This is a genomic window from Terrabacter sp. Root85 (genome assembly GCF_001429185.1).
GTDB lineage: Bacteria > Actinomycetota > Actinomycetes > Actinomycetales > Dermatophilaceae > Terrabacter.
The window spans coordinates 165,659-189,951 of record NZ_LMIW01000008.1 but is presented as its reverse complement, the minus strand read 5'-3'; the positions used below and the strand labels follow the sequence as shown (position 1 = coordinate 189,951).

19 protein-coding genes and 1 pseudogene are annotated in these 24,293 nt (G+C 71.3%); 9 read left to right on the top strand and 11 right to left on the bottom strand.

Annotation, left to right across the window (positions count from 1 at the left end):
- The first annotated feature begins 43 nt into the window (after nucleotides 1-43).
- Complete coding sequence (locus ASE25_RS07430) at nucleotides 44-517, top strand: hypothetical protein (protein WP_056770354.1); 474 nt, start codon at nucleotides 44-46, stop codon at nucleotides 515-517.
- A 95-nt stretch (nucleotides 518-612) separates the two neighbouring features.
- Here the strand turns inward: ASE25_RS07430 and ASE25_RS07425 are convergent, their stop codons facing one another.
- Complete coding sequence (locus ASE25_RS07425) at nucleotides 613-1,578, bottom strand: electron transfer flavoprotein subunit alpha/FixB family protein (RefSeq protein ID WP_056824396.1); 966 nt, start codon at nucleotides 1,576-1,578, stop codon at nucleotides 613-615.
- 41 nt (nucleotides 1,579-1,619) lie between these two features.
- Nucleotides 1,620-2,402: an electron transfer flavoprotein subunit beta/FixA family protein gene (locus tag ASE25_RS07420; RefSeq protein ID WP_056770359.1), complete on the bottom strand. Its 783-nt coding sequence runs from the start codon at nucleotides 2,400-2,402 to the stop codon at nucleotides 1,620-1,622.
- A gap of 246 nt (nucleotides 2,403-2,648) precedes the next feature.
- Between ASE25_RS07420 and ASE25_RS07415 the strand changes: the two are divergent.
- A pseudogene (locus ASE25_RS07415) lies at nucleotides 2,649-3,447 on the top strand (SDR family oxidoreductase).
- A gap of 113 nt (nucleotides 3,448-3,560) precedes the next feature.
- On the opposite strand, the gene ASE25_RS07410 reads toward ASE25_RS07415, so the two are convergent.
- From ASE25_RS07410 to ASE25_RS07400, 3 genes are all read right to left on the bottom strand, one after another.
- Nucleotides 3,561-3,908 carry a hypothetical protein gene (locus ASE25_RS07410; protein ID WP_056824391.1) on the bottom strand — a complete coding sequence of 116 codons (348 nt, stop codon included), beginning with the start codon at nucleotides 3,906-3,908 and terminating at the stop codon, nucleotides 3,561-3,563.
- A gap of 91 nt (nucleotides 3,909-3,999) precedes the next feature.
- Nucleotides 4,000-4,779, bottom strand: a complete 780-nt coding sequence (locus tag ASE25_RS07405; protein ID WP_020142899.1) for an enoyl-CoA hydratase/isomerase family protein — start codon at nucleotides 4,777-4,779, stop codon at nucleotides 4,000-4,002.
- Nucleotides 4,779-5,285, bottom strand: coding sequence for a hypothetical protein (locus ASE25_RS07400; RefSeq protein WP_056824387.1), 507 nt, complete (start codon nucleotides 5,283-5,285; stop codon nucleotides 4,779-4,781). Before ASE25_RS07400 ends, ASE25_RS07405 begins: the two co-directional genes overlap by 1 nt.
- A 78-nt stretch (nucleotides 5,286-5,363) precedes the next feature.
- Here ASE25_RS07400 and glgX point away from each other — a divergent pair, with 78 nt between their 5' ends.
- A complete protein-coding gene (gene glgX, locus ASE25_RS07395; RefSeq protein ID WP_056824384.1) occupies nucleotides 5,364-7,505 on the top strand; it encodes a glycogen debranching protein GlgX in 2,142 nt (713 codons plus the stop codon).
- 84 nt (nucleotides 7,506-7,589) lie between these two features.
- Here the strand turns inward: glgX and glgP are convergent, their stop codons facing one another.
- On the bottom strand, nucleotides 7,590-10,178 hold the full coding sequence (glgP, locus tag ASE25_RS07390) for an alpha-glucan family phosphorylase (RefSeq protein WP_056824381.1): 2,589 nt from the start codon (nucleotides 10,176-10,178) through the stop codon (nucleotides 7,590-7,592).
- A 310-nt stretch (nucleotides 10,179-10,488) separates the two neighbouring features.
- Here glgP and ASE25_RS07385 point away from each other — a divergent pair, with 310 nt between their 5' ends.
- The 6 genes from ASE25_RS07385 to ASE25_RS07360 are packed head-to-tail and all read left to right on the top strand — an operon-like array spanning nucleotide 10,489 to nucleotide 20,048.
- Entirely contained in the window at nucleotides 10,489-12,507 is a 2,019-nt protein-coding gene (locus ASE25_RS07385) for an alpha-1,4-glucan--maltose-1-phosphate maltosyltransferase (protein ID WP_056825629.1), read from the top strand.
- Nucleotides 12,508-12,510: 3 nt separating this feature from the next.
- The gene (gene treS / locus ASE25_RS07380) at nucleotides 12,511-14,217 is read left to right on the top strand and encodes a maltose alpha-D-glucosyltransferase (protein WP_056824377.1); all 1,707 of its coding nucleotides are present in this window, start codon (nucleotides 12,511-12,513) and stop codon (nucleotides 14,215-14,217) included.
- The gene (locus ASE25_RS07375) at nucleotides 14,217-15,644 is read left to right on the top strand and encodes a hypothetical protein (RefSeq protein ID WP_056824374.1); all 1,428 of its coding nucleotides are present in this window, start codon (nucleotides 14,217-14,219) and stop codon (nucleotides 15,642-15,644) included. The genes treS and ASE25_RS07375 overlap by 1 nt, the downstream gene beginning before the upstream one ends.
- Complete coding sequence (gene glgB / locus ASE25_RS07370) at nucleotides 15,641-17,923, top strand: 1,4-alpha-glucan branching protein GlgB (protein ID WP_056824371.1); 2,283 nt, start codon at nucleotides 15,641-15,643, stop codon at nucleotides 17,921-17,923. The genes ASE25_RS07375 and glgB overlap by 4 nt, the downstream gene beginning before the upstream one ends.
- Nucleotides 17,920-19,566, top strand: a complete 1,647-nt coding sequence (pgm, locus tag ASE25_RS07365; RefSeq protein ID WP_056824368.1) for a phosphoglucomutase (alpha-D-glucose-1,6-bisphosphate-dependent) — start codon at nucleotides 17,920-17,922, stop codon at nucleotides 19,564-19,566. Before glgB ends, pgm begins: the two co-directional genes overlap by 4 nt.
- Nucleotides 19,563-20,048, top strand: a complete 486-nt coding sequence (locus ASE25_RS07360) for a hypothetical protein (RefSeq protein WP_056824366.1) — start codon at nucleotides 19,563-19,565, stop codon at nucleotides 20,046-20,048. Before pgm ends, ASE25_RS07360 begins: the two co-directional genes overlap by 4 nt.
- Nucleotides 20,049-20,130: 82 nt before the next feature.
- Here the strand turns inward: ASE25_RS07360 and ASE25_RS07355 are convergent, their stop codons facing one another.
- From ASE25_RS07355 to ASE25_RS07335, 5 genes are all read right to left on the bottom strand, one after another.
- Nucleotides 20,131-21,078, bottom strand: a complete 948-nt coding sequence (locus tag ASE25_RS07355) for a tetratricopeptide repeat protein (RefSeq protein ID WP_056824365.1) — start codon at nucleotides 21,076-21,078, stop codon at nucleotides 20,131-20,133.
- A gap of 14 nt (nucleotides 21,079-21,092) precedes the next feature.
- A complete protein-coding gene (locus tag ASE25_RS07350) occupies nucleotides 21,093-22,085 on the bottom strand; it encodes a hypothetical protein (RefSeq protein ID WP_235508591.1) in 993 nt (330 codons plus the stop codon).
- Nucleotides 22,086-22,306: 221 nt separating this feature from the next.
- Entirely contained in the window at nucleotides 22,307-22,813 is a 507-nt protein-coding gene (locus ASE25_RS07345; protein ID WP_056770393.1) for a GNAT family N-acetyltransferase, read from the bottom strand.
- Nucleotides 22,806-23,120 (bottom strand): thiamine-binding protein, encoded by a 315-nt coding sequence (locus tag ASE25_RS07340; RefSeq protein WP_030195005.1) that lies wholly within the window; start codon nucleotides 23,118-23,120, stop codon nucleotides 22,806-22,808. The genes ASE25_RS07345 and ASE25_RS07340 overlap by 8 nt, the downstream gene beginning before the upstream one ends.
- A 59-nt stretch (nucleotides 23,121-23,179) precedes the next feature.
- Entirely contained in the window at nucleotides 23,180-24,187 is a 1,008-nt protein-coding gene (locus ASE25_RS07335; protein ID WP_056824362.1) for a GNAT family N-acetyltransferase, read from the bottom strand.
- Nucleotides 24,188-24,293 lie beyond the last annotated feature (106 nt).

Below are 24,293 nucleotides of genomic sequence, written 5' to 3'. Positions count from 1 at the left end.
CGTCCACCCCACCCGTGGGGCCGGTCTGCCTATGATCGGCCCCATGGGTGGCAGGCACGAGGGCACCGGCGGCAGCCGGCTGCGCGCGCCCGCCGGCCACCGGGCCGTCGCGGCCCTGGCCTGTCCCGCCATCGGCTACTTCGTGGCCCGCCTGCTCGTGCGCCTCGTCCCGTCGCTGCCCGCGACGATGACGTATGCCGTGTGCCTGGCCCTCGCGCTCGCCCTCGCCTGGCGGGCGTGGTCGGCCCGCATCGACCTCGGGACGAAGCGCCTGCGCGTGCACAACACCCTGATGACGACGACGATCGACCGGCGCAACGTACGGCGCGTGTCGTCGAGCGGACGGCTCGAGTGGCGTCACGGGCAGGGGCGACCGGTGCGCCTGCCGTCGGAGGCGCTGCGCGGAGGATGGTGGACCCTCGGGACGGGGCGTTCGGCATACGCCTTCAACCGGCAGCGGCTCGAGAGCTGGATCCGGCTGTCGTCGCGGGTCGACCTCGACTCCGAGGCGGCCTGAGGGTCGGCCTCGTGCTCGCACGACGGCGGCCCCCGACCTTTCGTGGTCGGGGGCCGCCGTCGTGCGGCGTCGGGCACTCGGCCCGACGGGGGCGGTCAGTCCTTGGCGGCCGTGATCGCCTCGGTCGCCTGCGGGAGGACGTTGAAGAGGTCGCCCACGACGCCGAAGTCGACGAGCTCGAAGATCGGGGCCTCGTTGTCCTTGTTGACGGCCACGATCGTCTTGGACGTCTGCATGCCGGCGCGGTGCTGGATGGCACCGGAGATGCCGCACGCGACGTAGAGCTGCGGGCTCACCTGCTTGCCGGTCTGGCCGACCTGCGAGGTGTGGGGGTACCACCCGGCGTCAACCGCGGCACGCGAGGCACCGACGGCGGCACCGAGCGAGTCGGCGAAGTCCTCGACCTTGGAGAAGTCGCCGCCGGTGCCACGTCCACCGGAGACCACGATGGCGGCCTCGGTCAGCTCGGGGCGGCCGGTGGCCTGCTTCGGCTTGGACTCGGTGATCTTCGCGCCCTTGGCGGCGTCGGACGGGGTGAAGTCGACGACCTCGTCGGCGGCCGCACCCGCGACCTCCTCGGGGGTGGCCGAGTTGGGCTTCACGGCGACGATGGGCGTGCCCTTCGTGACGGTGGCCGACACGGTGTAGGAGCCGGCGAAGACCGACTGCGTCGTCGCGACGCCACCGCTGCCGTCACCAGTGGCCTGGACGTCGACGGCGTCGGTGATGAGGCCCGACTCGGTCTTGACGGCGAGGCGGGCGGCGATCTCCTTGCCCTCCGGCGAGGACGGCACGAGGACCGCGGCCGGGGACGTCGAGGAGACGAGCTGGGCGAGCAGCTCGGCCTGGGGGACGACGAGGTGCTCGAGCACCTCGGGCGACTCGACGCGGTAGATCTTCTCGGCGCCGAAGCGGGCGAGGGTCTCCTTGGCGGCGTCGAAACCGGGGCCGACGAAGACGGCGGACGGCTCGCCGAGGCGGCGGGCGATCGTCAGCAGCTCGGACGTGGTCTTGCGGACCTTGCCCTCGACGTGGTCGACGAGCACGAGTACTTCAGCCATGGTGCGGATCTCCTTTGCTGGCTGGGAAGGTCAGGGGCAGGTCAGACGAACTTGCGCTCGGTGAGGAAGGCGGCGAGCTTGCTGCCGCCATCGCCCTCGTCGGCGACGATCTCGCCCTGCGAGCGCGGCGGACGGGCGGCGAAGGACTCGACCTTCGTCCACGCGGCGTCGAGGCCGACCTGCGCGGCGTCCACGCCGAGGTCGGCGAGGCTCCACTGCTCGACGGGCTTCTTCTTCGCGGCCATGATCCCCTTGAACGAGGGGTAGCGCGGCTCGTTGATCTGGTCGGTGACCGACACGAGCGCCGGCAGCGTGGCCGTGATCGTCTGGGTGGAGGCGTCGCCGTCGCGGCGGATCGTCGCCGTGGTGCCCTCGACGGTCAGCTCGGACGCGAACGTCACGGCCGGCAGGCCGAGCCGCTCGGCGAGCATCGCGGGCACGACACCCATGGTGCCGTCGGTGGAGGCCATGCCGGTGACGACGAGGTCGACGTCCCCGATCTTCTTGATGGCCTCGGCGAGGACGAGCGAGGTCGCGATCGCGTCGGAGCCGTGGATGGCGTCGTCGTTGACGTGCACACCCTTGTCGGCGCCCATCTGCAGAGCCTTCTTGATGGCGTCGGCGGCGGCGTCGGGGCCCACCGTCAGGACGGTGACCTCACCCTCGCCGGCCTCGACGATCTTGAGGGCCTCCTCGACCGCGTACTCGTCGAGCTCCGACAGCAGGCCGTCGACGTTCTCGCGGTCGGTCGTGTTGTCAGATGCGTTGAACGTGCGCTCGGCCTGGGCGTCCGGCACGTACTTGACACAGACGACGATGTTCATGGGTGAACGTCCTCTTCCGTTGCTGGTGGTGGTGCTCATGGAACTGCCGGAGGTCGCTCCGGCACTGCCGTCCATCCTCTCACTGAGCGCCCGCTCAGTCCGCACGCCTCTGGCGTGACGCTCACCACCAGACCCCTGGCGTATGCCGTCCCCCGTCGTCCGCGCGCACGCCGTGGGCCTGCCGGGAGGGCTGGGACGAGGCAAACCGGTTGTCGAGCGTTGTCCGAACTGCGAAGGATGGGCGCCATGTCGTCCGCCTCCCCCGTCCCGTCCACGCGCCCCCGGGTCGCCCTCGTCACCGGGGTCGGCAGGCGTCGCTCGATCGGCTCCGAGCTCGCCCTCGGACTCGCCGCGGACGGCTGGGACCTCGCCCTCGGGCACTGGCAGCCCTACGACGATCGGCTCGGCTACGAGCGCGGCGCCGACGACCCGGCAGCCGTCGCCGACGAGTGCCGAGCCCTGGGTCGCCGCGTCGAGCTCCTGCCCGGCGACCTCTCGGACCCGGCTGTCCCCGAGGCGCTCGTCGCCACGGCGACGGGGCGACTCGGACCCGTGACCGGCCTCGTCATGTCGCACTGCGAGTCGGTCGACAGCGGGGATCCTCACGACCTCGCTCGAGAGCTGGGAGCGGCACTACGCCGTCAACGCCCGCGCCACGTGGCTCCTCATCCGGGCCGTGGCCGGGCGGCTGCCGGTCCAGGAGCCCGTCGGGCCTGCCGCCGCCCACGTCGTGGCCCTGACGAGCGACCACACCGCGCACAACCTGCCCTACGGCTCGAGCAAGGGTGCCCTCGACCGCATCGTCATCGCGGCGGCCGTCGAGCTGGCGGACCGCGGGGTGCGGGCCAACGTCATCAACCCCGGTCCGATCGACACGGGCTGGATGGACGACCGGATCCGGGCGCTCGGCACCGCCGACACCCCGGCCGGCCGACTCGGCACGCCGCGCGACACGGCCGACCTCGTGCGTTTCCTGCTCTCGGAGCAGGGCGGCTGGATCAACGGCCAGCTGCTCCACAGCAACGGCGGCTTCAAGACCTCCTGAGCCGGACCGCGCCGCGGCGGAGTTCCTGCGCCGAACCCACCTCCGCCGTGCACGAGACCGGGCCATGGCGCAGTTCCTGCGCCGGACGGCATACCGACCTGGGCGCCGAACCGTCAGGCCGGGTCGACGTCGGCGGTCTCGAGGACGTGGAAGGCCGGCTCCTCGTAGGGGTGCGCGGCCCGGAGCGCGGCGACGACGTCGGCCCGCAGCCTCCGCTCGAGGACGACCTCGACGCGGTTCTCGGCGACCTTCTCGAGGTCCCCGACGACGCCGATCGTCGGGGTCGCACCCTCGACCGGCCGGAACTGTCCCGTGCCGCGGGTGACGAAGGCGCACTCGCGGTAGTCGCCGACCGCCCCGGCCCCGGCGGCGAAGAGCGCCCCGAGCACTGCGTCGGTGTCGCCGACGGGGACGTAGACGACGAGGACGTCGAGGGGCCCGCGCCCCGGCACGGCGGTCACGGCCGAGTCCCCCCGAGCTCCCGGAGACGCCCGAGGCGGACCCACCGGCACGGGCGCCGCGGGTCCGCCTCGAGCGGCGTACGGGTGAGGGTCATCGACCCTCGAACTGCGCCTTGCCCGGGCCGTGCTCGACGAACGAGGACATGCCGATCTCCCGGTCCTTCGTCGCGAAGAGGGAGGCGAAGAGCAGACGCTCGATCTCCAGCCCGGTCTCGAGGTCGACCTCGAGACCACGGTCGATGGCCTCCTTGGCGGCGCGGACGGCATACGATGCGGCGCCGACGAAGGTCGAGGCCCACTCACGCGAGGCGGTGTAGACGTCGGCGGCCGGCACGACCTTGTCGGCGAGGCCGATGGCGAGCGCCTCCTGGGCGTCGACGAAGCGGCCGCTGAAGATGATCTCCTTGGCGCGCGAGGCTCCGACGAGCCGCGAGAGGCGCTGCGTGCCGCCGGCGCCCGGGATGATGCCGAGGAGGATCTCGGGCTGGCCGAGCTTCGCGTCGTCGGCGACGACCCGGAAGTCGCACGCGAGCGCCAGCTCGCAGCCTCCACCGAGCGCATACCCGGTGATCGCGGCGATGACCGGCTTGGGGATGCGCGCCACGGCGCTGATCGAGCTCATGAGCGGACCGGAGCGCTCGACCATGTCGGTGTACGACATCGTCTGCATCTCCTTGATGTCCGCCCCGGCGGCGAAGACCCGCTCACCGCCGTAGACGATGACCGCCTTCACGTCGGTGCGCGCGGTCGCCTCGGCGGCGGCCTCGCGGATCTCCTCCTGGACCTGGACGTTGAGGGCGTTCATCTTCGGCCGGTCGAGACGGATCGTGCCGACGCCGTCCTCGACCTCGAGCCGGACGAACTCACCCATCAGGCGTCGCCGGGAGCGGGCGCGTCGTCCATCGGCAGCCAGGACTGGAAGAAGAAGCCGACGCTCTGGAGGATGTGGTTGACCGACAGCGGCACGAGGATGTCGAGGTCGGCGTTCGGGGTCACGACGTGCTCGGCCGAGACGACGAGGCTCTCCTGGACGAGGGAGAGCTTGACGATGTTGAGCTGCATCGTCAGGTCGTTGCAGCGGGCGAGGCGCTCGTTGCGATCGGACGAGACGGGCTCGGCGAGCTGCCACTGGCCGAAGAAGCGGACGAGGGCGAGGTCTCCCTCGGCGATGCGGGCGAAGAGGGTCGTGCTGGTGCCCTGGTCGTCGACGATGGCGAACTCGAGGTCGCCGTCCCCGTCGATGCTCGCCCCGATGCCGAGGCCCTTGAGCACGTCGAGGATGCGGTCACGCACGGGCGCGTCACTGACAGGGGCTCCGTTGGGGCCGGCGTCGGGCGCGCTCGGCATGAAGTTGGGCAGCGAAGTCGGATCGGTCATGCGCCAACCGTAACGAGCCTGCGCGACGAGGTCGATCCGGCCCGGGGGTGCGATCGGCCACCCCCTACGCTCAGACACATGTGCCCGCCCCCTCCCACGACGCCAGACCTGCCTCCCGAGCACGGGGTCCGGCTCACCGCCGAAGGAGCCCAGTTCTCCGTCTACGCCGGCCACGCCAGGGCCGTCGAGGTCTGCCTCTTCGACATCGCCGCCGACGGCACCGAGACCGAGCGCCGGGTGCCGCTCCGGCATCGCGCGCACGGCACGTGGTTCGACACCGTGCCCGGGGTCGGGGCCGGGCAGCGCTACGGCTTCCGCGTCGACGGCGACTGGGACCCGGACCGGTCCCTGCTGCACAACCCCGCCAAGCTGCTCCTCGACCCCTACGCCCGGGCCATCGAGGGCGGGGTGCTCCTCGACCCCGCCGTCTACGCCCACCACGTCGGCCCGGACCTGCGCGGTGACCTCTGGGTGCGCGACGACCGCGACTCGGCCCCGCACCTGCCTCGTTGCGTCATCGTCGAGGACGAGTTCGACTGGGGTGCAGACGATTTCCCGAGGCGCTCACTCACCGAGTCGCTGATCTACGAGGTCCACGTCAAGAACGCCACCCAGCTGCACCCGGGCGTCCCCGAGGAGCTGCGCGGGACGTATGCCGGCCTCGCCCACCCCGCGTTCGTCGACCACCTGCTCGGGCTGGGGGTCACCGCGGTCGAGCTCCTTCCGGTCCACACGTTCACCCACGAGCCCGACCTCGTGCTGCGCGGCCTGACGAACCACTGGGGCTACAACACGCTCGGCTTCTTCGCGCCGCACGCCGCGTACGCGGCGACGGCCGACCCGCAGGGCGCCCTCGACGAGTTCAAGACGATGGTCAAGGACCTGCACGCCGCCGGCATCGAGGTGCTCCTGGACGTCGTCTACAACCACACGGCCGAGAACGCCCGCGAGGGGATGACGCTCTCGTGGCGCGGGCTCGACCAGCGGGCGTACTACCGCGTCGACGGTCGCGGCCGCGACATCGACGTCACGGGGTGCGGCAACACGCTCGATCTCACGCACCCGGTCGTGGCCAAGATGGTGCTCGACTCGCTGCGCTACTGGGTGCAGGAGTGCCACGTCGACGGCTTCCGCTTCGACCTCGCCGTCGCACTGGGCCGCGGCAAGGACGACGGCTACGACCGCGACCACCCCTTCCTCGTGGCCCTGCGCACCGACCCCGTCCTGTCCCGCGCCAAGCTCGTCGCCGAGCCGTGGGACCTCGGCATCCACGGCTGGCGCACGGGCCAGTTCCCGCCCCCGTTCTCGGAGTGGAACGACCGCTACCGCGACGCGACCCGGACCTTCTGGCTGCGCGACCTCGCCGCCTCCGCGTCGGGAGGGGTCGGCCACGGCGTCCGCGAGCTGGCGACCCGCCTGGCGGGGTCACAGGACCTCTTCGACCGCCACGACCGCGGCGCCATCGCCTCGGTCAACTTCGTCACGGCCCACGACGGCTTCACGCTCGCCGACCTCACGACCTACGACACCAAGCACAACGGCGCCAACGGCCACAGCGGCGCCGACGGGTCCAACGACAACCGGTCGTGGAACCACGGCGTGGAGGGTCGCAGCGACGACCCCGACATCACCGCTGCGCGACGCCGGTCGATCCGCAACCTGCTCGGCACGCTCCTGCTGTCGACGGGCGTGCCGATGCTCAACGCCGGCGACGAGGTGGGTCGCAGCCAGCGCGGCAACAACAACCCCTACTCCCAGGACAACGAGATCAGCTGGATGTCGTGGGACCTCGAGCCCTGGCAGGACGACCTCCTCGAGACGACGCGGCACCTCGTCCGCCTTCGACACGAGCACCCCGTGCTCCGGCAGCGGGCGTTCTTCTCCGGCAGGCAGATCCATGCGGACGGCTCGACCGACCTCGCGTGGTTCGCCTCCGACGGGCACCCCATGGGCGACCGCTGGGACGGGCCCGCCGCCCACGTCCTCCAGGCCCTCTACGACGGTGCGCGACTCGACCAGCAGTCGGTGCTCATCGTCGTCAACGGGTCGGCCCAGAAGGCCGAGGTCACGCTGCCGAAGGCGCCGGGCGCCACGGCCTACGAGCTGCTCTGGGACAGCGCCGGGGAGCGGCCCACTCCCCCGGCCGGGGACTGCGCTGCCGGGACGCCCGTCGCGATGGAGGCCGCGTCGATGCACGTCTGGCGCTCGACCGCGGGCTGAGGTCGGGACCCCGGCACACGGCATACGTCCTCGGACGACGAGAGCCCGGACCCCAGCGGGGTCCGGGCTATCGGTCGTCGAGCCTCAGGCGTTGCGCGCGAGTCCCAGCTCGGCCGGGCCGGCGAGCCCGGGGTGCTTCGGGACGACGCGGACGCTGTAGCCGAACGACCCGGTGCGACGCAGCGGCTGCGAGCCGGCGAACTGGTGCCGGCCGTCGGCGTAGGACTCGACGAGGGCGAGCGGGGCGACCTCCATGCCCCACAGCTCGTCGACGTCGTTGACGTGTCCGTGGACGAGCTGCACCTCGACGTCGTCGGGGGTGAGCCCGTCGAGGGCGACGTAGGCGCGCAGGTCGAGGACGTCGCCGATCTGCGGCGAGTCCGACAGGCCCGAGGGCTCGACGTGCTCGACCTTGACCTTGGGCCAGGCGCTGCGGATCTTCGTCTTGTAGGCAGCAAGGTCCTTGGCACCGGCGAACTCCGACCCGGACACGGAGCGACCGGCTCCGGCCGCGGGGCTGTAGAGCTGCTCCGTGTAGTCCTGCACCATGCGGCTCGCGAGGACCTTCGGGCCGAGCGTCTTGAGGGTGTGGGTCATCATGTCGATCCAGCCCTGCGGCAGGCCCGCGGCGTCCCGGTCGTAGAACTTCGCGGCGACGTCGTTCTCGATGAGGTCGTAGAGCGCCGAGGCCTCGATGTCGTCACGCCGGTCGGCGTCCTCGACGCCGTCTGCGGTCGGGATCGCCCAGCCGTTGCGACCGTCGAACCACTCGTCCCACCAGCCGTCGAGGATCGAGAGGTTGAGGCCGCCGTTGAGGGCCGCCTTCATGCCCGACGTGCCGCACGCCTCGAACGGTCGCAACGGGTTGTTGAGCCAGACGTCGCAGCCCGGGTAGAGGTGCTGGGCCATCGCGATGTCGTAGTTGGGCAGGAAGACGATGCGGTGGCGCACCTCGGGGTCGTCGGCGAAGCGGACCATCTCCTGGATGAGGCGCTTGCCGGTCTCGTCGGCCGGGTGCGACTTGCCGGCGATGACGAGCTGCACGGGACGCTCCGGGTGGAGCAGGAGACGCTTGAGGCGCTCGGGGTCGCGCAGCATCAGGGTGAGGCGCTTGTAGGTCGGCACACGTCGGGCGAAGCCGATCGTCAGCACGTCGGGGTCGAGGATGTCCTCGACCCAGCCGAGCTCGGCGTCGCTCGCGCCACGCTTCTGCCACGAGGCCTTGACGCGACGGCGGGCGTCGGCGACGAGCTTCTCGCGCATGACGCGCTTGGTCGACCACACGGCATCGGCGGGCACCTCGTCGATGCGCTCCCAGGCGTTCTCGCCCGAGATGTCGGTCGTGCCGAGGTGCTTGCGGGCCACGTCGTAGACGGCCCGGTCGACCCACGTCGGGGCGTGGACACCGTTGGTGATGCTGGAGATCGGGACCTCGACGTCGTCGAAGCCCGGCCACAGGCCGTCGAACATCTCGCGGCTCACGACGCCGTGCAGCTGGGACACGCCGTTGGCGCGCTGCGCGAGCCGCAAGCCCATGACGGCCATGTTGAAGATGCCCGGCTGGCCGCCCTCGTAGTCCTCGGCGCCGAGGGCGAGCAGGCGCTCGACCGGCACGCCGGGGATGGCGTTGGCGCCGCCGAAGAAGAGGTTGATCTTCGCGGCGTCGAAGCGGTCGATGCCGGCGGGCACGGGCGTGTGGGTCGTGAAGACCGTCGCCGCGCGCACGGCCTCGAGGGCCTCGTCGAAGGTCAGGCCGTGGTCGCGGACCAGCTCGGTGATGCGCTCGACGCCGAGGAAGCCGGCGTGGCCCTCGTTGGTGTGGTAGACCTCCGGCGTCGGGTCGCCGGACAGGCGGGACCACAGACGCAGGGCGCGCACGCCACCGATGCCGAGGAGCAGCTCCTGCTCGAGGCGGGTGTCGCCGCCGCCGCCGTAGAGCGACTCGGTGACCTTGCGGGTCTGCTCGTCGTTGCCGGGCACGTCGGAGTCGAGCAGCAGCAGGGGCACGCGACCGACCTGCGCCTTCCAGACGTGGGCGTGCAGCTGGCGGCCCGCGGGCAGGCTCACGGTGACGACGGCGGGCGTGCCGTCCTCCTCGCGCAGCAGCGACAGCGGGAGGCCGTCGGGGTCGAGGACCGGGTAGGTCTCGACCTGCCACCCGTCGCGGTTGAGCGACTGCTTGAAGTAACCGGTCTTGTAGAAGAGCCCGACGCCGACGATCGGCACGCCGAGGTCCGACGCGGTCTTGAGGTGGTCGCCGGCGAGGATGCCGAGGCCGCCGGAGTACTGCGGCAGCACGGACGTGATGCCGAACTCCGGGCTGAAGTACGCGATCGCGGCCGGGGCAGCCTTGCCGGCGGCCTCCTGCTCGCGGCTCCACGACTGGTACCAGCGCTCGTCGGAGAGGTAGTGGTGCAGGTCCTCGTTGGCGGCCACGACGCTGCCGACGAACTCGTCGTCGGCGGCCAGCGCGGCCAGCTCGTCGGAGGACAGGCGGGAGAGGAGCTTGACGGGGTCCTCACCGGCCTGGGCCCACTTGCGGGCGCTGATGCTCTCGAACAGGTCGCGGGTCGGCGGGTGCCAGGACCAGCGCAGGTTGCTCGCGAGGACGCCGAGTCCCTCGATGCGGCTCGGCAGGACGGTACGGACGCTGAAGCGACGGATGGCCTTCACAAGGGGACAGCATAGGGGTCGCGATGACGGCTTCTTGCAACCCTTGCAGCGGGGTTTCACCCATCGGACGGGGGGCCTCGGCGCGTCATGGGCCAAACGCTGCAACTTCGATACGGTCGATCACGTGACTGGCTCAGCGAAGAAGCCCCGTTCCAGCAAGCCGAACCGTGTGCGCAACGCCGCCCCCCAAGCACCACGACGCGACGATGCCACCCCGACCGCAGACACCGCGTTCGTCGACGACACCGAGGCAGGAGCCGTCCACCTCGCCCCCGACCACCCCGTGAGCGCCCCGCCGACCGTCGAGGGCATGCCGGGTGACGCGCTCCCGATGGGACGCATCCCCGTGAGCGACGTCCGTCCGCTCGTCGACGGCGGGACCCGCCCGGCCAAGTCGGTCGTCGGCGAGGAGTTCACCGTCCGGGCCAAGGTCTTCCGCGAGGGCCACGACGCCGTCAACGCGACGGCCGTGCTCACGGACCCCGACGGCACTGACCACTACTTCGCCATGCACAGCGTCAACCCCGGCCTGTCCGAGTGGGCCGCCACCGTCGTCGCCGACCGCGAGGGCTGGTGGACCTACCGCGTCGAGGGCTGGTCCGACCCCTACGCGACCTGGGTGCACGACGCCGGCATCAAGATCGCCGCCGGCGTCGACGAGGACCTCATGTGCGCCGAGGGCGTCCGCGTGCTCGAGCGCTTCGCCGCGGCCGTCCGCGGACTGGGCGTCGACGCCGCCGAGATCGACAAGGGCGTCGTCGCCCTGGGCGACAACCGGACCCCAGCCGCGCACCGCTTCGGCGCGGCGACCTCGCCGGAGATCGCCGGCCTCGCCGCCCTCGTGCCGCTGCGGGAGTTCGTGTCGGCGTCACCGGCATACTCCCTGCTCGTCGAGCGCGAGCGCGCGCTCTACGGCGCCTGGTACGAGATCTTCCCCCGGTCCGAGGGCGCCCACCGCGACGAGAAGACCGGCGAGTGGGTGTCGGGCACGTTCCGGTCCGCGGCCGAGCGCCTGCCCGCCATCGCCGACATGGGCTTCGACGTCGTCTACCTGACGCCGATCCACCCGATTGGCACGACGGCCCGCAAGGGGCGCAACAACACCCTCACGGCCCAGCCCGGCGACCCCGGATCGCCTTATGCCATCGGCTCGCCCGACGGCGGACACGACGCGATCCACCCCGACCTCGGCACGTTCGAGGACTTCGACCACTTCGTCGCCGAGACGCGACGGCTCGGCATGGAGGTGGCCCTCGACATCGCTTTGCAGGCCTCCCCCGACCACCCGTGGGTCCAGACGCACCCCGACCTCTTCACGACGCGGGCCGACGGCACCATCGCCTACGCCGAGAACCCGCCGAAGAAGTACCAGGACATCTACCCGCTCAACTTCGACAACGACCCTGCCGGGTCCTACGCCGAGGTGCGCCGGGTCATCCAGGTGTGGCTCGACCACGGCGTGCGCATCTTCCGCGTCGACAACCCCCACACCAAGCCGGTCGCCTTCTGGCAGTGGCTGATCGCCGATGTCGCGCAGGACCACCCCGACACCATCTGGCTGTCCGAGGCCTTCACCAAGCCGGCGATGATGCACCACCTCGCCAAGGCCGGATTCCAGCAGAGCTACACCTACTACGCGTGGCGCAACGCGAAGTGGGAGCTCGAGGAGTACGGCACCGAGCTCGCGGGCGAGGACACCGGGTCGGCGTACATGCGCCCGGCCTTCTGGCCGACGACGCACGACATCCTCACGCCCTACATGCAGTACGGCGGCCCGACCGCGTGGAAGCTGCGCGCCGCGGTCGCCGCGACGATGGCCCCGACCTACGGCATCTACGCCGGCTACGAGCTCATGGAGCACGTGGCGCGTCCCGGGGCCGAGGAGCAGCTCGACAACGAGAAGTACGAGTACAAGGACCGGCAGTGGTACCTCTACGAGCCGGGCGGCCCCCTCGAGAGCCGCTCGCTCGCCTGGTACCTCAAGCGGCTCAACGACATCCGCGGCTGGCACCCCGCGCTGCACTGGCTGCGCAACCTGCGCTTCCACGCGGCTGACGACGAGAACGTCATGGTCTTCAGCAAGTCCCGTGTCGTCGACCGGGCCACGGGCGAGCGCGACACCGTCCTCGTCATCGCCAACCTCGACCCGCACGCCACGCGTGAGACGTGGGTGCACCTCGACATGGAGGCACTGGGTATGGCCACGTGGTCGACGTTCGACGCGCACGACCACATCACGAACCAGACGTGGGAGTGGCGCCAGGACAACTTCGTGCGGCTCGGTCCCGACTCCGAACCCGTCCACATCATCCACGTGAGGAGCCACTGACGCATGCAGGGCCTCAACCTGTCCCAGCCCGGCCTCAAGCACGACCCGCAGTGGTTCAAGAAGGCGGTCTTCTACGAGGTGCTCGTCCGGGCCTTCGCCGACTCGAAGGGCTCCGGCGCCGGTGACTTCACCGGTCTCATCAACCGGCTCGACTACCTCCAGTGGCTCGGGGTCGACTGCCTCTGGCTGCCGCCCTTCTACGCGTCTCCGCTGCGCGACGGCGGCTACGACATCGCCGACTACAAGGCGGTCCTGCCCGAGTTCGGCACGCTGCCGGAGTTCACCGAGCTCGTCTCGCAGGCCCACGCCCGCGGCATCCGCATCGTCACGGACTTCGTCATGAACCACACGAGCGACCAGCACCCGTGGTTCCAGGCGAGCCGTGCCGAGCCCGACGGGCCCTACGGCGACTTCTACGTCTGGTCCGACACCGACGACGGCTACGACGACGCCCGCATCATCTTCGTCGACACCGAGGTCTCGAACTGGACCTTCGACCCGGTGCGGCGGCAGTTCTTCTGGCACCGCTTCTTCAGCCACCAGCCCGACCTCAACTTCGAGAACCAGGCCGTGCAGGAGGCGATGTTCGACATCGTGCGCTTCTGGATGGACCTCGGGATCGACGGCTTCCGTCTCGACGCGGTCCCGTACCTCTTCGAGGAGGAGGGCACGAACTGCGAGAACCTCCCGAGGACGCACGAGTTCCTCGCCAAGCTGCGCGCCATGGTCGACGCCGAGTACCCCGGCCGCATCCTGCTCGCGGAGGCCAACCAGCCGCCCGCCGAGGTCGTCGACTACTTCGGCACCGAGGAGGCGCCGGAGTGCCAGATGTGCTTCCACTTCCCGGTCATGCCCCGGCTCTACTACTCGCTCCGCGAGGAGACCGCCGCCCCGATCATCGACGTGCTCGCGGACACGCCGGCCATCCCGTCGGGCACCCAGTGGGGCACGTTCCTGCGCAACCACGACGAGCTGACGCTCGAGATGGTGACGCCCGAGGAGCGCGCCGCGATGTACGGCTGGTACGCCCCCGACCCCCGGATGCGTGCAAACGTCGGCATCCGCCGCCGGCTCGCTCCCCTGCTCGACAACTCACGGCCCGAGATCGAGCTCATCCACGCGCTGATCCTCTCGCTGCCGGGGTCGCCGTGCCTCTACTACGGCGACGAGATCGGCATGGGCGACAACATCTGGCTCACCGACCGCGACGCGGTGCGCACGCCGATGCAGTGGACCCCCGACCGCAACGCCGGCTTTTCGAGCGTCGACCCGGGCAAGCTCTACCTGCCCGTCATCAGCAGCCTCGTCTACCACTACAACAACATCAACGTCGAGGCGCAGATGGCCTCCTCGGCCTCGCTCCTGCACTGGGTGCGCGGGATGCTCCAGATCCGCGGACGGCATCCGGTCTTCGGGCTCGGCGACTTCACCGTCGTCGAGGCCGACAACGAGTCCATCCTCGCGTTCACACGCACCCTGGAGGCCGACGGCAACGAGCCCGGCGAGGCCGTGCTCTGCGTCAACAACCTCTCGAGCCGCCCCCAGGCCGCGACGATCCAGCTGCCGGAGGAGCTCGCCGGCCGCGAGCTCATCGACCTCTTCGGCGGCAGCGGCTTCCCGTGGGTGGCGAGCGACGGACGGGTCACCCTGACGCTCGGCTCGCGCGACTTCTTCTGGCTCCGCGTGCGGGGCGGGGAGGACCGCGGCTGATGGCCATCGTGCACAAGGGCGCGTCGATCGTGCCGACCAAGACCGAGATGGTCACCGAGTGGATGCCGCACCAGCGGTGGTACCACGGCAAGGGCCACGTCCCGCAGCTTCGCCGCGTCGGCGGGTTCCGCTTCGAGGACCCCGAGGGCGACGTGGGCTGCGAGACGCTGCTCCTCGCCGACGAGGCCGTGGCCCCGGCCGTCGTCTACCAGGTGCCCCTCACCTACCGTTCGGCCCCTCTGGAGGGCGCCGAGCACGCGCTGCTCGGCACGATGGAGCACAGCGTCCTCGGCACACGGTGGGTCTACGACGGACCGCACGACCCGGTCTACGTCAGCCAGCTCATGGCGACGATCCTCGGCGGCGGCGCCTCCGACGAGGCGCAGGCCTCGGTCGGCAGCAACGCGCTCGCCACCGGCTCCTCGACCGGCCACGCCGACGGCTCGGTGTCGTCGTCGACGGTGCTCAGCGGCGAGCAGTCCAACACGTCGGTCATCTGCCGCATGACCGCTCCTGACGGCGGCCCGGCCGAGCCGGTCATCGTCAAGGTCTTCCGCACCCTCCAGGACGGCGACAACCCCGACGTCGTCGTGCAGTCCGCCCTGACGGAGGAGGGCTCCGACCGTGTGCCGATGGCCATCGGCCACCTGTCGGGTGCCTGGGACGCCCCGACCGGTGGCACGACGATGCACGGGCACCTCGCCTTCGCCCAGGAGTTCATCCCCGGGGTCGAGGACGCGTGGCGAGTCGCACTCGTCGCCGCCGCGTCGGGCACGGACTTCACCGACCGGGCCCGTGACCTCGGCATCGTCACCGCCCAGATCCACACGGCGCTCGCGCACGCTCTCGGCACGCACGAGGTGACGCCCGAGGCGCGCGAGGCCGTCGTCGCGTCGATGCGCCAGCGGTATGCCGCCGCCGTGGCCCTCGTGCCCGACCTCGCCTCCCGCTCGGCCGCCGTCGAGCGCGTCGTCGCGTCCGTGCGCGACGTGCACTGGCCGTCGCTGCAGCGGATCCACGGCGACTACCACCTCGGCCAGGTCCTCGACGTGCCCGAGCGCGGGTGGGTGGCCCTCGACTTCGAGGGTGAGCCGCTGCGCCCGCTCGCCGAACGCGTACTCCCCGACCTCACGGCGCGTGACGTCGCAGGCATGCTCCGCTCCTTCGACTACGCCGCGGGCTCGGTGGCGCTGGCCGAGTCACCGGTCGACGCGACCGCCTGGGCGGCGGCCTGCCGGGCCGCCTTCCTCGACGGGTACGCCTCCGTCGCAGGGGCGCCCGACGCCGACGCGCAGGCACTGACCCGCGCGCTCGAGCTCGACAAGGCGCTCTACGAGGTCGTCTACGAGGCCCGCAACCGGCCCTCGTGGCTGCCGATCCCGCTCGGCGCCGTCGAGCGACTCACCACCGAGGAAGGCACGCCATGACCACCGAGACCGCCCACGGTCCCTCCCTCGACGACGCCGCCATCACGGCCTTCCTCCAGGGCCGCAACGGCCAGCCGCACGACCTGCTCGGCCACCACGTCGGGCCCGGCGGCCTGACGATCACCGCCTACCGCCCGTTCGCGACACGGGTCGGCGCCCGTCTCGACTCGGGCGAGCGGGTCGAGCTGCAGCACGTCCGCGACGGCATCTGGTCGATGACCTCGCCCGACTTCGGCACGACCCACGACTACCGCCTCCTCGTCGAGTACGGCGACGGCGTGGAGCACGAGCAGGACGACCCCTACCGCTTCGCCCCGACCCTCGGCGAGATCGACCGCCACCTCATCAACGAGGGCCGCCACGAGCAGCTGTGGACCGTCCTCGGCGCGCACGTGCGCCACTACCCCGGCCCGCTCGGCGACGTCCGGGGCGTGTCGTTCGCGGTGTGGGCGCCGCGCGCCAAGGCCGTCCACGTCATCGGCGACTTCAACGACTGGGACCGCCGCTCGCACCCGATGCGGGCGCTCGGCGAGAGCGGCATCTGGGAGCTCTTCCTGCCCGGCGCCCAGGAGGGGATGAACTACCAGTTCGCCGTGCGCGGCCCCGACGAGCTCGTCCGGCTCAAGAGCGACCCGATGGCGCGGATGACGGAGGTCGCGCCCAAGCAGGCCGCCATCGTCACCGAGACCCACTACGACTGGCGCGACGACGACTGGATGGAGCGCCGCCGCACGAGCAACGCCCACCAGGGACCGATGAGCATCTACGAGGTCCACCTCGGCTCGTGGCGCCAGGAGCTCGGCTACCGCGGTCTGGCCGAGCACCTCGTCAACTACGTGCGCGACCTCGGCTTCACGCACGTCGAGTTCCTGCCCGTCATGGAGCACCCGTACGTCCCGTCGTGGGGCTACCACGTGACCGGCTACTACGCCCCGAGCTCGCGCTGGGGCCGGCCCGACGACTTCCGCTTCCTCGTCGACGAGCTGCACCGTGCCGGCATCGGCGTCCTGCTCGACTGGGTGCCCGGGCACTTCGCCACCGACGAGTGGGCCCTCGCCCGCTTCGACGGCCTGCCGCTCTACGAGCACCCGGACCCCCGCAAGGGCTGGCACCCCGAGTGGGGCTCCAACATCTTCGACTACGGCCGGCCCGAGGTGCGCAACTTCCTCGTCGCCAACGCCATCTACTGGCTCGAGGAGTTCCACCTCGACGGCCTCCGCGTCGACGGCGTGGCCTCGATGCTCTACCTCGACTACGCCCGCGACTCCGGGGCCTGGGTGCCCAACAAGGACGGCGGGCGCGAGAACCTCGAGGCCGTCGAGCTGCTCAAGGAGACGAACGGCACCGCCTACAAGCGGGTCGGCGGGATCGTCACGATCGCCGAGGAGTCGACGACGTGGCCGGGCGTCACGAAGCCGACCAACGAGGGCGGTCTCGGCTTCGGCTTCAAGTGGAACATGGGCTGGATGAACGACTCGCTGAAGTACCTCGGCGAGGAGCCGATCTACCGGAGCTACCACCACGGCAAGCTCACCTTCTCCCTGATGTACGCCTTCGACGAGAACTTCGTGCTGCCGATCAGCCACGACGAGGTCGTCCACGGCAAGGGCTCGCTGCTGCGCAAGTCGCGGGGCCCGCGCGAGGAGCAGGTCGCGACCCTTCGCGCCTTCCTCGCCTACCTCTGGTGCCACCCCGGCAAGCAGCTGCTCTTCATGGGCTGCGAGTTCGGCCAGGAGTCCGAGTGGTCCGAGGGCCGCAGCCTCGACTGGTGGTTGCTCGAGCAGCCGCTGCACTACCGCGTGCACAACCTCGTCAAGGACCTCAACGGCATCTACCGCGGCAACCGGGCGCTGTGGGAGCTCGACTCCGACCGCTCGGGCTTCGAGTGGCTCGAGGCCGACGACGCAGCCCACAACACGTTCTCGTGGCTGCGCTTCGGCACGGGCGACCGGGCGACCGACGCCCCGGTCGTGGCGTGCGTCATGAACTTCAGCGGCGAGACGCAGCAGTCCTACCGCATCGGGCTGCCGCGCGGCGGGCGGTGGACGGTCGTCCTCGACACGGCCGGCTACCACCCCGACGCCCCGAGCAGCACCGGCACCGTCGTCGAGGCGCGCGAGGAGGCCTGGCACCAGCAGCCGTATGCCGCCGACCTCACCGTCCCGCGCCTGTCGACCGTCTGGCTCGTCCCCGTCGACGAGCCCTCCGTCCCGGCCGTCGTGTCCGGGACCCTCGCGAGCAGCGACGCCGACCCGACCCCGAACGGAGACCCCTCATGACCCACCCGCGCGCCGGTCAGCCCGCACAGGCCGAGGACCTCGTCGACGTCGACGCCCTCGTCGGGGCCTACTACGACCGGCACCCCGACGTCGACGACCCCGACCAGCAGGTCGCGTTCGGCACGTCGGGACACCGCGGGTCGAGCCTGCGCACGGCGTTCAACGAGGACCACATCCTCGCCACGACGCAGGCCATCGTCGACTACCGCGTCTCGCAGGGTTTCGACGGGCCGCTCTTCATCGGCCGCGACACGCATGCGCTGTCCGAGCCCGCCTGGCGCTCGGCGCTCGAGGTGCTCGTGGCCAACGGTGTGCAGGTGCTGGTCGACGACCGCGACGGGTTCACCCCGACCCCGGCCGTCTCGCACGCCATCCTCCGCGCCAATCGCGGCAAGGCCTCGGGCGCCAGCGGACTGGCCGACGGCATCGTCGTCACGCCGTCGCACAACCCGCCGGCCGACGGCGGCTTCAAGTACAACCCGCCGCACGGCGGCCCGGCCGACACCGACGCGACGTCGGTCATCGCCGAGCGCGCCAACGACCTCATCCGCGGTGGGCTGCGCGAGGTCCGCCGCGTGGCCTTCGAGCAGGCCCGCGGCGAGGCCGGTTCCTACGACTTCATGGGCACCTACGTCGACGACCTGCCAAACGTCGTCGACCTCGCCCGGGTCCGCGAGGCCGGCGTGCGCATCGGAGCCGACCCGCTGGGTGGCGCGTCCGTCGCCTACTGGGGAGAGATCGGTGAACGGCACGGGCTCGACCTCACCGTCGTCAACCCGCGCGTCGACCCGCAGTGGGCCTTCATGACCCTCGACTGGGACGGCAAGATCCGGATGGACTGCAGCTCGCCGTCCGCGATGGCCTCGCTCATCCACGCCAAGGACGCCTACGACATCTCGACGGGCAACGACGCCGACGCCGACCGGCACGGCATCGTCACGCCCGACGCCGGCCTGATGAACCCCAACCACTACCTCGCCGTGGCCATCCAGTACCTCTACGGCGGGGCCCGACCGGGTTGGCCCGCGACGACCGCCATCGGCAAGACCCTCGTGTCCTCCTCGATGATCGACCGCGTCGCCTCCGACCTCGGTCGCACGCTCCTCGAGGTCCCCGTGGGCTTCAAGTGGTTCGTGCCCGGGCTGCTCGACGGCTCGGTCGGGTTCGGCGGGGAGGAGTCCGCCGGAGCGAGCTTCCTGCGCCAGGACGGCACGGTCTGGTCGACCGACAAGGACGGCATCCTGCTCGCCCTCCTGGCGTCCGAGATCCTCGCCGCGACCGGCAGGACGCCCAGCCAGCACTACGCCGAGCTGACAGCGCGACACGGCGACCCGGCATACGCCCGCATCGACGCGGCGGCGTCGCGTGAGGAGAAGGCCAAGCTCGGCGCCCTCTCCCCCAGCGACGTGACGGCGGAGACCCTTGCGGGAGAGCCGATCACAGGCAAGCTGACCGAGGCCCCGGGCAACGGCGCCAAGATCGGCGGTCTCAAGGTGACGACCGAGAGCGCGTGGTTCGCCGCGCGCCCGTCGGGCACCGAGGACGTCTACAAGATCTACGCCGAGTCCTTCCAGGGTGCCGAGCACCTCGCCCGGGTGCAGGCCGAGGCCAAGGACGTCGTGTCGGCGGCCCTCGGCGGATGAGCGAGCTCGACGAGTCTGGTCCGCGCGGCCGGCTGGTGCTCGTGACGGCGGCCCGCGCCGACGCTCGGGCCGGCCTCGCGTCGGCCGTGGCTGCTCGTCTCCAACGGGCCGTCGTCGTCGACGGTGCGGCCCTCGAGGCGGCCGTCACGAGCGGCGCCGTCCCCGGGTGGGACGAGCCGCCGACGTCGGAACAGCTGCGGAGTCGGCTGCTGCGCTGGTCAGCGGCCCTGGCCGTGGCCGAGACCTACCAGCTCGAGGGCCTCGACGCGGTCGTCGCCGAGGACGCGCTCGGTGACCGGCTCGAGGACTTCCTCGACCTCGTCGAGCCCGAGCCGGTCCACGTGGTCGTCGTCCGTGACGGCGCCGACCCCGCCACGCCGCACTGGGGCCTGTGGGTCGACGGCACGGACTCGGTCGGTGCCACGGCCGACGACGTCGTCACACGGCTGGCCGACGCGCTCGTCGCCACGTCGGCCACCTGACACCGCCGGGCACGCGACGGCACCCACACAGCACAGCGGGCCACCCTCCGACGTGGAGGATGGCCCGCTTCGTGTCAGAGCCTCAGAACAGGGCGCTCATGAGGGACTTGCGTGCCTTCGCGACGCGCTCGTCGGTGACGCCGATGACCTCGAAGAGCTCGACGAGGTGCTCACGCGCCGTGTTGCGGTCGGCGTCTGCCGTGACGCGAACCGTGTCGATGAGCCGCATGAAGGCGTCCTCGACATGACCTCCGAGCAGGTCGAGGTCGGCGACGAGGATCTGCGCGTCGACGTCGGTCGGCTCGGCGGCCGCAGCGGCACGGGCGGCCTGGAGATCGGCCCCCTGGGTGCGCTGCATGAGCCCGACCTGGGCGAGTCCGAGCTTGGCGTCGGTGTCGGCAGGGCTCTGCGCGAGGGCCTCGCGGTAGGCCGAGGCGGCCCCGTCGAGGTCGCCCGCCTCGATGGCGTCGAAGGCCTTCTGGTGCAGTGGCGGCAGCGGCTGCTCCTGCTCGGCCTCGTCGGCCGTTGCCTCGGCCTCGTCCCCGACCGTGACGGTGCCGGTGACCCCGTGCTGCGCCGCGAGCTGGAGCACCTGGTCGATGACGGCCGTGACCTGGGCCTCGGGCTGCGCGCCCTCGAACAGCGGCACGGGTTGGCTCTGCACGAAGGCGAAGCTCACCGGCACGGCCTGGACCTGGAAGGCCTGCAGGATCGTGGGGTTCGCGTCGACGTCGACGGTGACGAGCTGGAAGCGGCCCGCGTAGCGGCGGGCCACCGCACCGAGGGTCGTGACGAAGTCGGCCGACTCCTGGAGCCGCGGCGACCACAGCACCATGACGACGGGGTGCCGGTCGGACGCCGCGATGACGTCACGGATCGTGGCGTCAGTGCCCTCGATGACGAGGCCAGCACCGTCCGCGGAGGTGGAGGCCGCGCCGGATGCGGGGCCAGCCGGCTGGGCCGGACGCTTGAGCGATGACAGGTCGACGGCACCGCGAAGTGCTGCTGCGGTGAATGGCTGGTGACTCATAGATCAATCCTGCCTCACCGACCCGAGCCGGCGACGAGCTGGTCCGAAGCGGCGACGATGCGCGCCTGTCCGGACGCAGGGATGACGATGGCGACGATCTCGTTGGAGGTGAGGTTGGCCTCGGTCGTGATCTGCTTGATGCCGGTCAGGAGCGTCAGGTCCTTGGCCGGGGTGAGCTTGACGGGGGTCCGCATGGCGATGGCGTCGTTGCGCACGAGGTGGGCGAAGACGATGGCGCCGTTGCCGTCCTTGAGGCGCAGGCCACCGATGACGCCCTTGGGCTCGTGCTCCTGGGTGAAGGCACCCTGGTTGTTGAGGGCCTGCGACTGCGCGCGGGCCGACTGGCGCAGCTGCTCCGAGAGCGGGTCGTCGGCCAGCACCTTGGTCGCCGTCGGGTCGGGGTACTTCACCGAGGCGGCGAACGCCGAGACGACGTCGTCGGGCTTGGCGCTCAGGCCCTTGCCGTCGGCGACGGCGGCAGAGCCGTCGGTCGTCGGGTCGAGGGCGTCGAGCTTGGCGTCCGGGAGCATCGGGGTGACGGCGGCCGCCTTGAACGGCGCACCGGACTGGCCACCGACGAGCAGCACGAGGACGGCCGCACCGGTCTTCTTCAGCGTCGTCTGCGCGAGGATCTGCGCCGGGGCGTCTCCGGCGCGGGACAGCGCGAGCACCTTGACGCCGGTCGTGGCGAGCTCGGCGTCGGCCTTCTCCGCGGCGGTGCGCCCGGGCAGCGTCTTGGCATACGCGTTCGCCGACTGCAGGGCGGCCCCGACGAAGGCCTTGCTGCGAGCAGCCGCGCCGGCGGCCGAGGCGTCGAGCGAGGACGTCGCTGCGGCACCGACGGCGGAGGCGGCGGTCGTGTCGGCGGCATCGGCCGCGACCACAGGGGTCGCCGAGCCGCCGGTCCCGGCGGTGCCGTCGTCGGAGTTGCCGGTGCAGGCGGAGAGCATGGCAGCGCAGGCGAGCGCGGCGGCAAGAGCACGTCGACGAGTCGCGGTGCGGGGCATGGAAAAGCCTTTCGGTGACGCAGGGGGACAGGCCGAGCGCGTTCGGCCGCGACCCACGATACGCACGGACCGTGCTGCATCCCCAATCCGCGGGAACGGCTCGCCGAGGACATTTGCGACACTCCTGACGCAGTTCGTGCAGCGACACGAGCCGATGTCAGACCGGTCACGCTCGACGGTCGGCGACCTATGCCCGTTATGCGCAGATTGTCCTGCGCGCGTCAGGCGAGGCGGCGGACCATCCGCATCTCCGGGGTGCCGGTCGGCGGGTGCAGCTCGCGCCCACCCTCGTCGACGAACCCGCGCCGCGTGTAGAAGGCCCTGGCCCTCGCGTTGCCCTCGATGACCCACAAGGTCGCGTCGCGGTCGCCGAGGAGCTCGTCGACGAGCCGGTCGGCAACGCCCGTGCCACGGGCGTGCGGGGCGAGGTTGACGGCATACAGCTCCCACTCGGAGGGTGCGTCCTCGTCGCGACTGGGGCCGGCGCTGCCGAAACCCGCGAGCCGGCCGTCAGAATCGACGACCACGAGGGTGCGCTGGGGCGCGTCCGGCGGCAGGGCGACCCGCTCACGCCAGCGGTCCGCGCAGCGCTCGTCACTCAGCCCGGCGAGGTAGTCGGCCGGCATGAGGTCGGCGTACGCGTCGCGCCAGATGGCCATGTGCACCCGGCCCAGCTCGTCGCAGTCCTCGGGTGCGAGCGGGCGCAGGGCCCAGTCGCCCTCAGTCATCCTGCTGACGGCCGAGCGCATCCTCGAGCCGCTCGAGCTTGCCGTCGAGCTCGCCCGTCCAGCCGGGACGGATGTCGGCCTTGAGCACGAGCCCGACACGCGGCGAGGTCTCCGCCAGCACGTCGCAGCACTGCTTGACGACAGCCATGCACTCGTCCCACTCCCCTTCGATCGTCGTGAACATCGCGTCGGTGCGGTGCGGCAGACCGGAGTCGCGCACGACGCGGATGGCTCGGGCGACGGCGTCGGACACGGATCCGGTGTCGTCGGCCGCGACGGTGGGGGCGACGGAGAAGGCGATCAGCATGACCTCACCGTATGCCGCCCCCGCCGTCGTCGCGCGAGCACCCCACCGAGCCGCTCGGCCTAGAAGGCCTTCTTCATCGTCAGTGCTTCCTCGATGATGGCGAAGCCCAGGTCCTTGTTGATCTGGACCATCCAGGGGTTCTGCTCGTCGTTCATCGTCTGGACCGAACGCCGTTCTGGCGCAAGGCGGGCCAGCTCCTCGAGGTTCGCGACCTTGACGGCCATGCCGAGCCGGTGGCCGCGGTGCTCGGGCAGCACGAGGGTGCCCCACTGGAAGACGACGTGCGGGTCACCGGACGGGATGGAGAGGTCGGTGTAGGCCGCGACGACGCCGGACTCGCGGTGCACGGCGACCGCCGTGACCATCGTGCGACCGGTGTCGCGCAGGTGCTGGAGCAGCGTCTCGTAGTCGTCGACGGTCATCGACTCGGGCTCGAACTCGACGTCTCCCGTGGGGGCGTCGAGGATGAGCCGGTTCGACGCGTCGCAGACGCCCTGACGCAGATCGTCCGGCACGCCGTCGACGTGGACGGTCAGCTCGTAGAGGTCGCCCATCGCCTCGGCGGCACGACGCTCGTGCTCGGCCATGACGTCGCCCGCGACCGGGAGCGGGAGCGAGCGCACGATCTCGATGCTCGACACCGTGAAGCCACGGCGGAGGGCGAACTCGCGGTCGGCGTGCGACTCGCGGTCGCCCACCGGCACGAAGACCTCGGTCAGGAGCATGTCCCGGCCTGCCGCCCGGGCCTGCTGCTCCATCCAGTCGACGAGGGCGGCCCCCACGCCCTGCCCGCGGTGCTGCGGGTCGACCTCGAGGTGCGACCAGCACTTGTCCAGGTTGTCGCGTTCGGGGAAGAACACGCGGGCCCAGCCGACGGGTGAGCCGTCGACGACCGCGACCACGCTCTCCTCGCGCTCGCCGGGGAACGAGAAGCGCACCATCTTGAGGAACTCGTCCTCGGTGCGCTGGATCGGCTGCACGCGCGAGACGGACTCGCTGCGCGTGGCCACGCCGAAGAGCTCCTTGAGCATGACGTCGTCGTCATGGTCGAGCGGGATGATGTCCATCCCTCGACGGTGACACCGCCTCGTCCTCCGCGCCATCCATTTACATCCGCCGCGCGCTCGCCGCGTCCGCCTGCAGGCCTTCCCCCGCGTCCGTATGCCGCCCGCT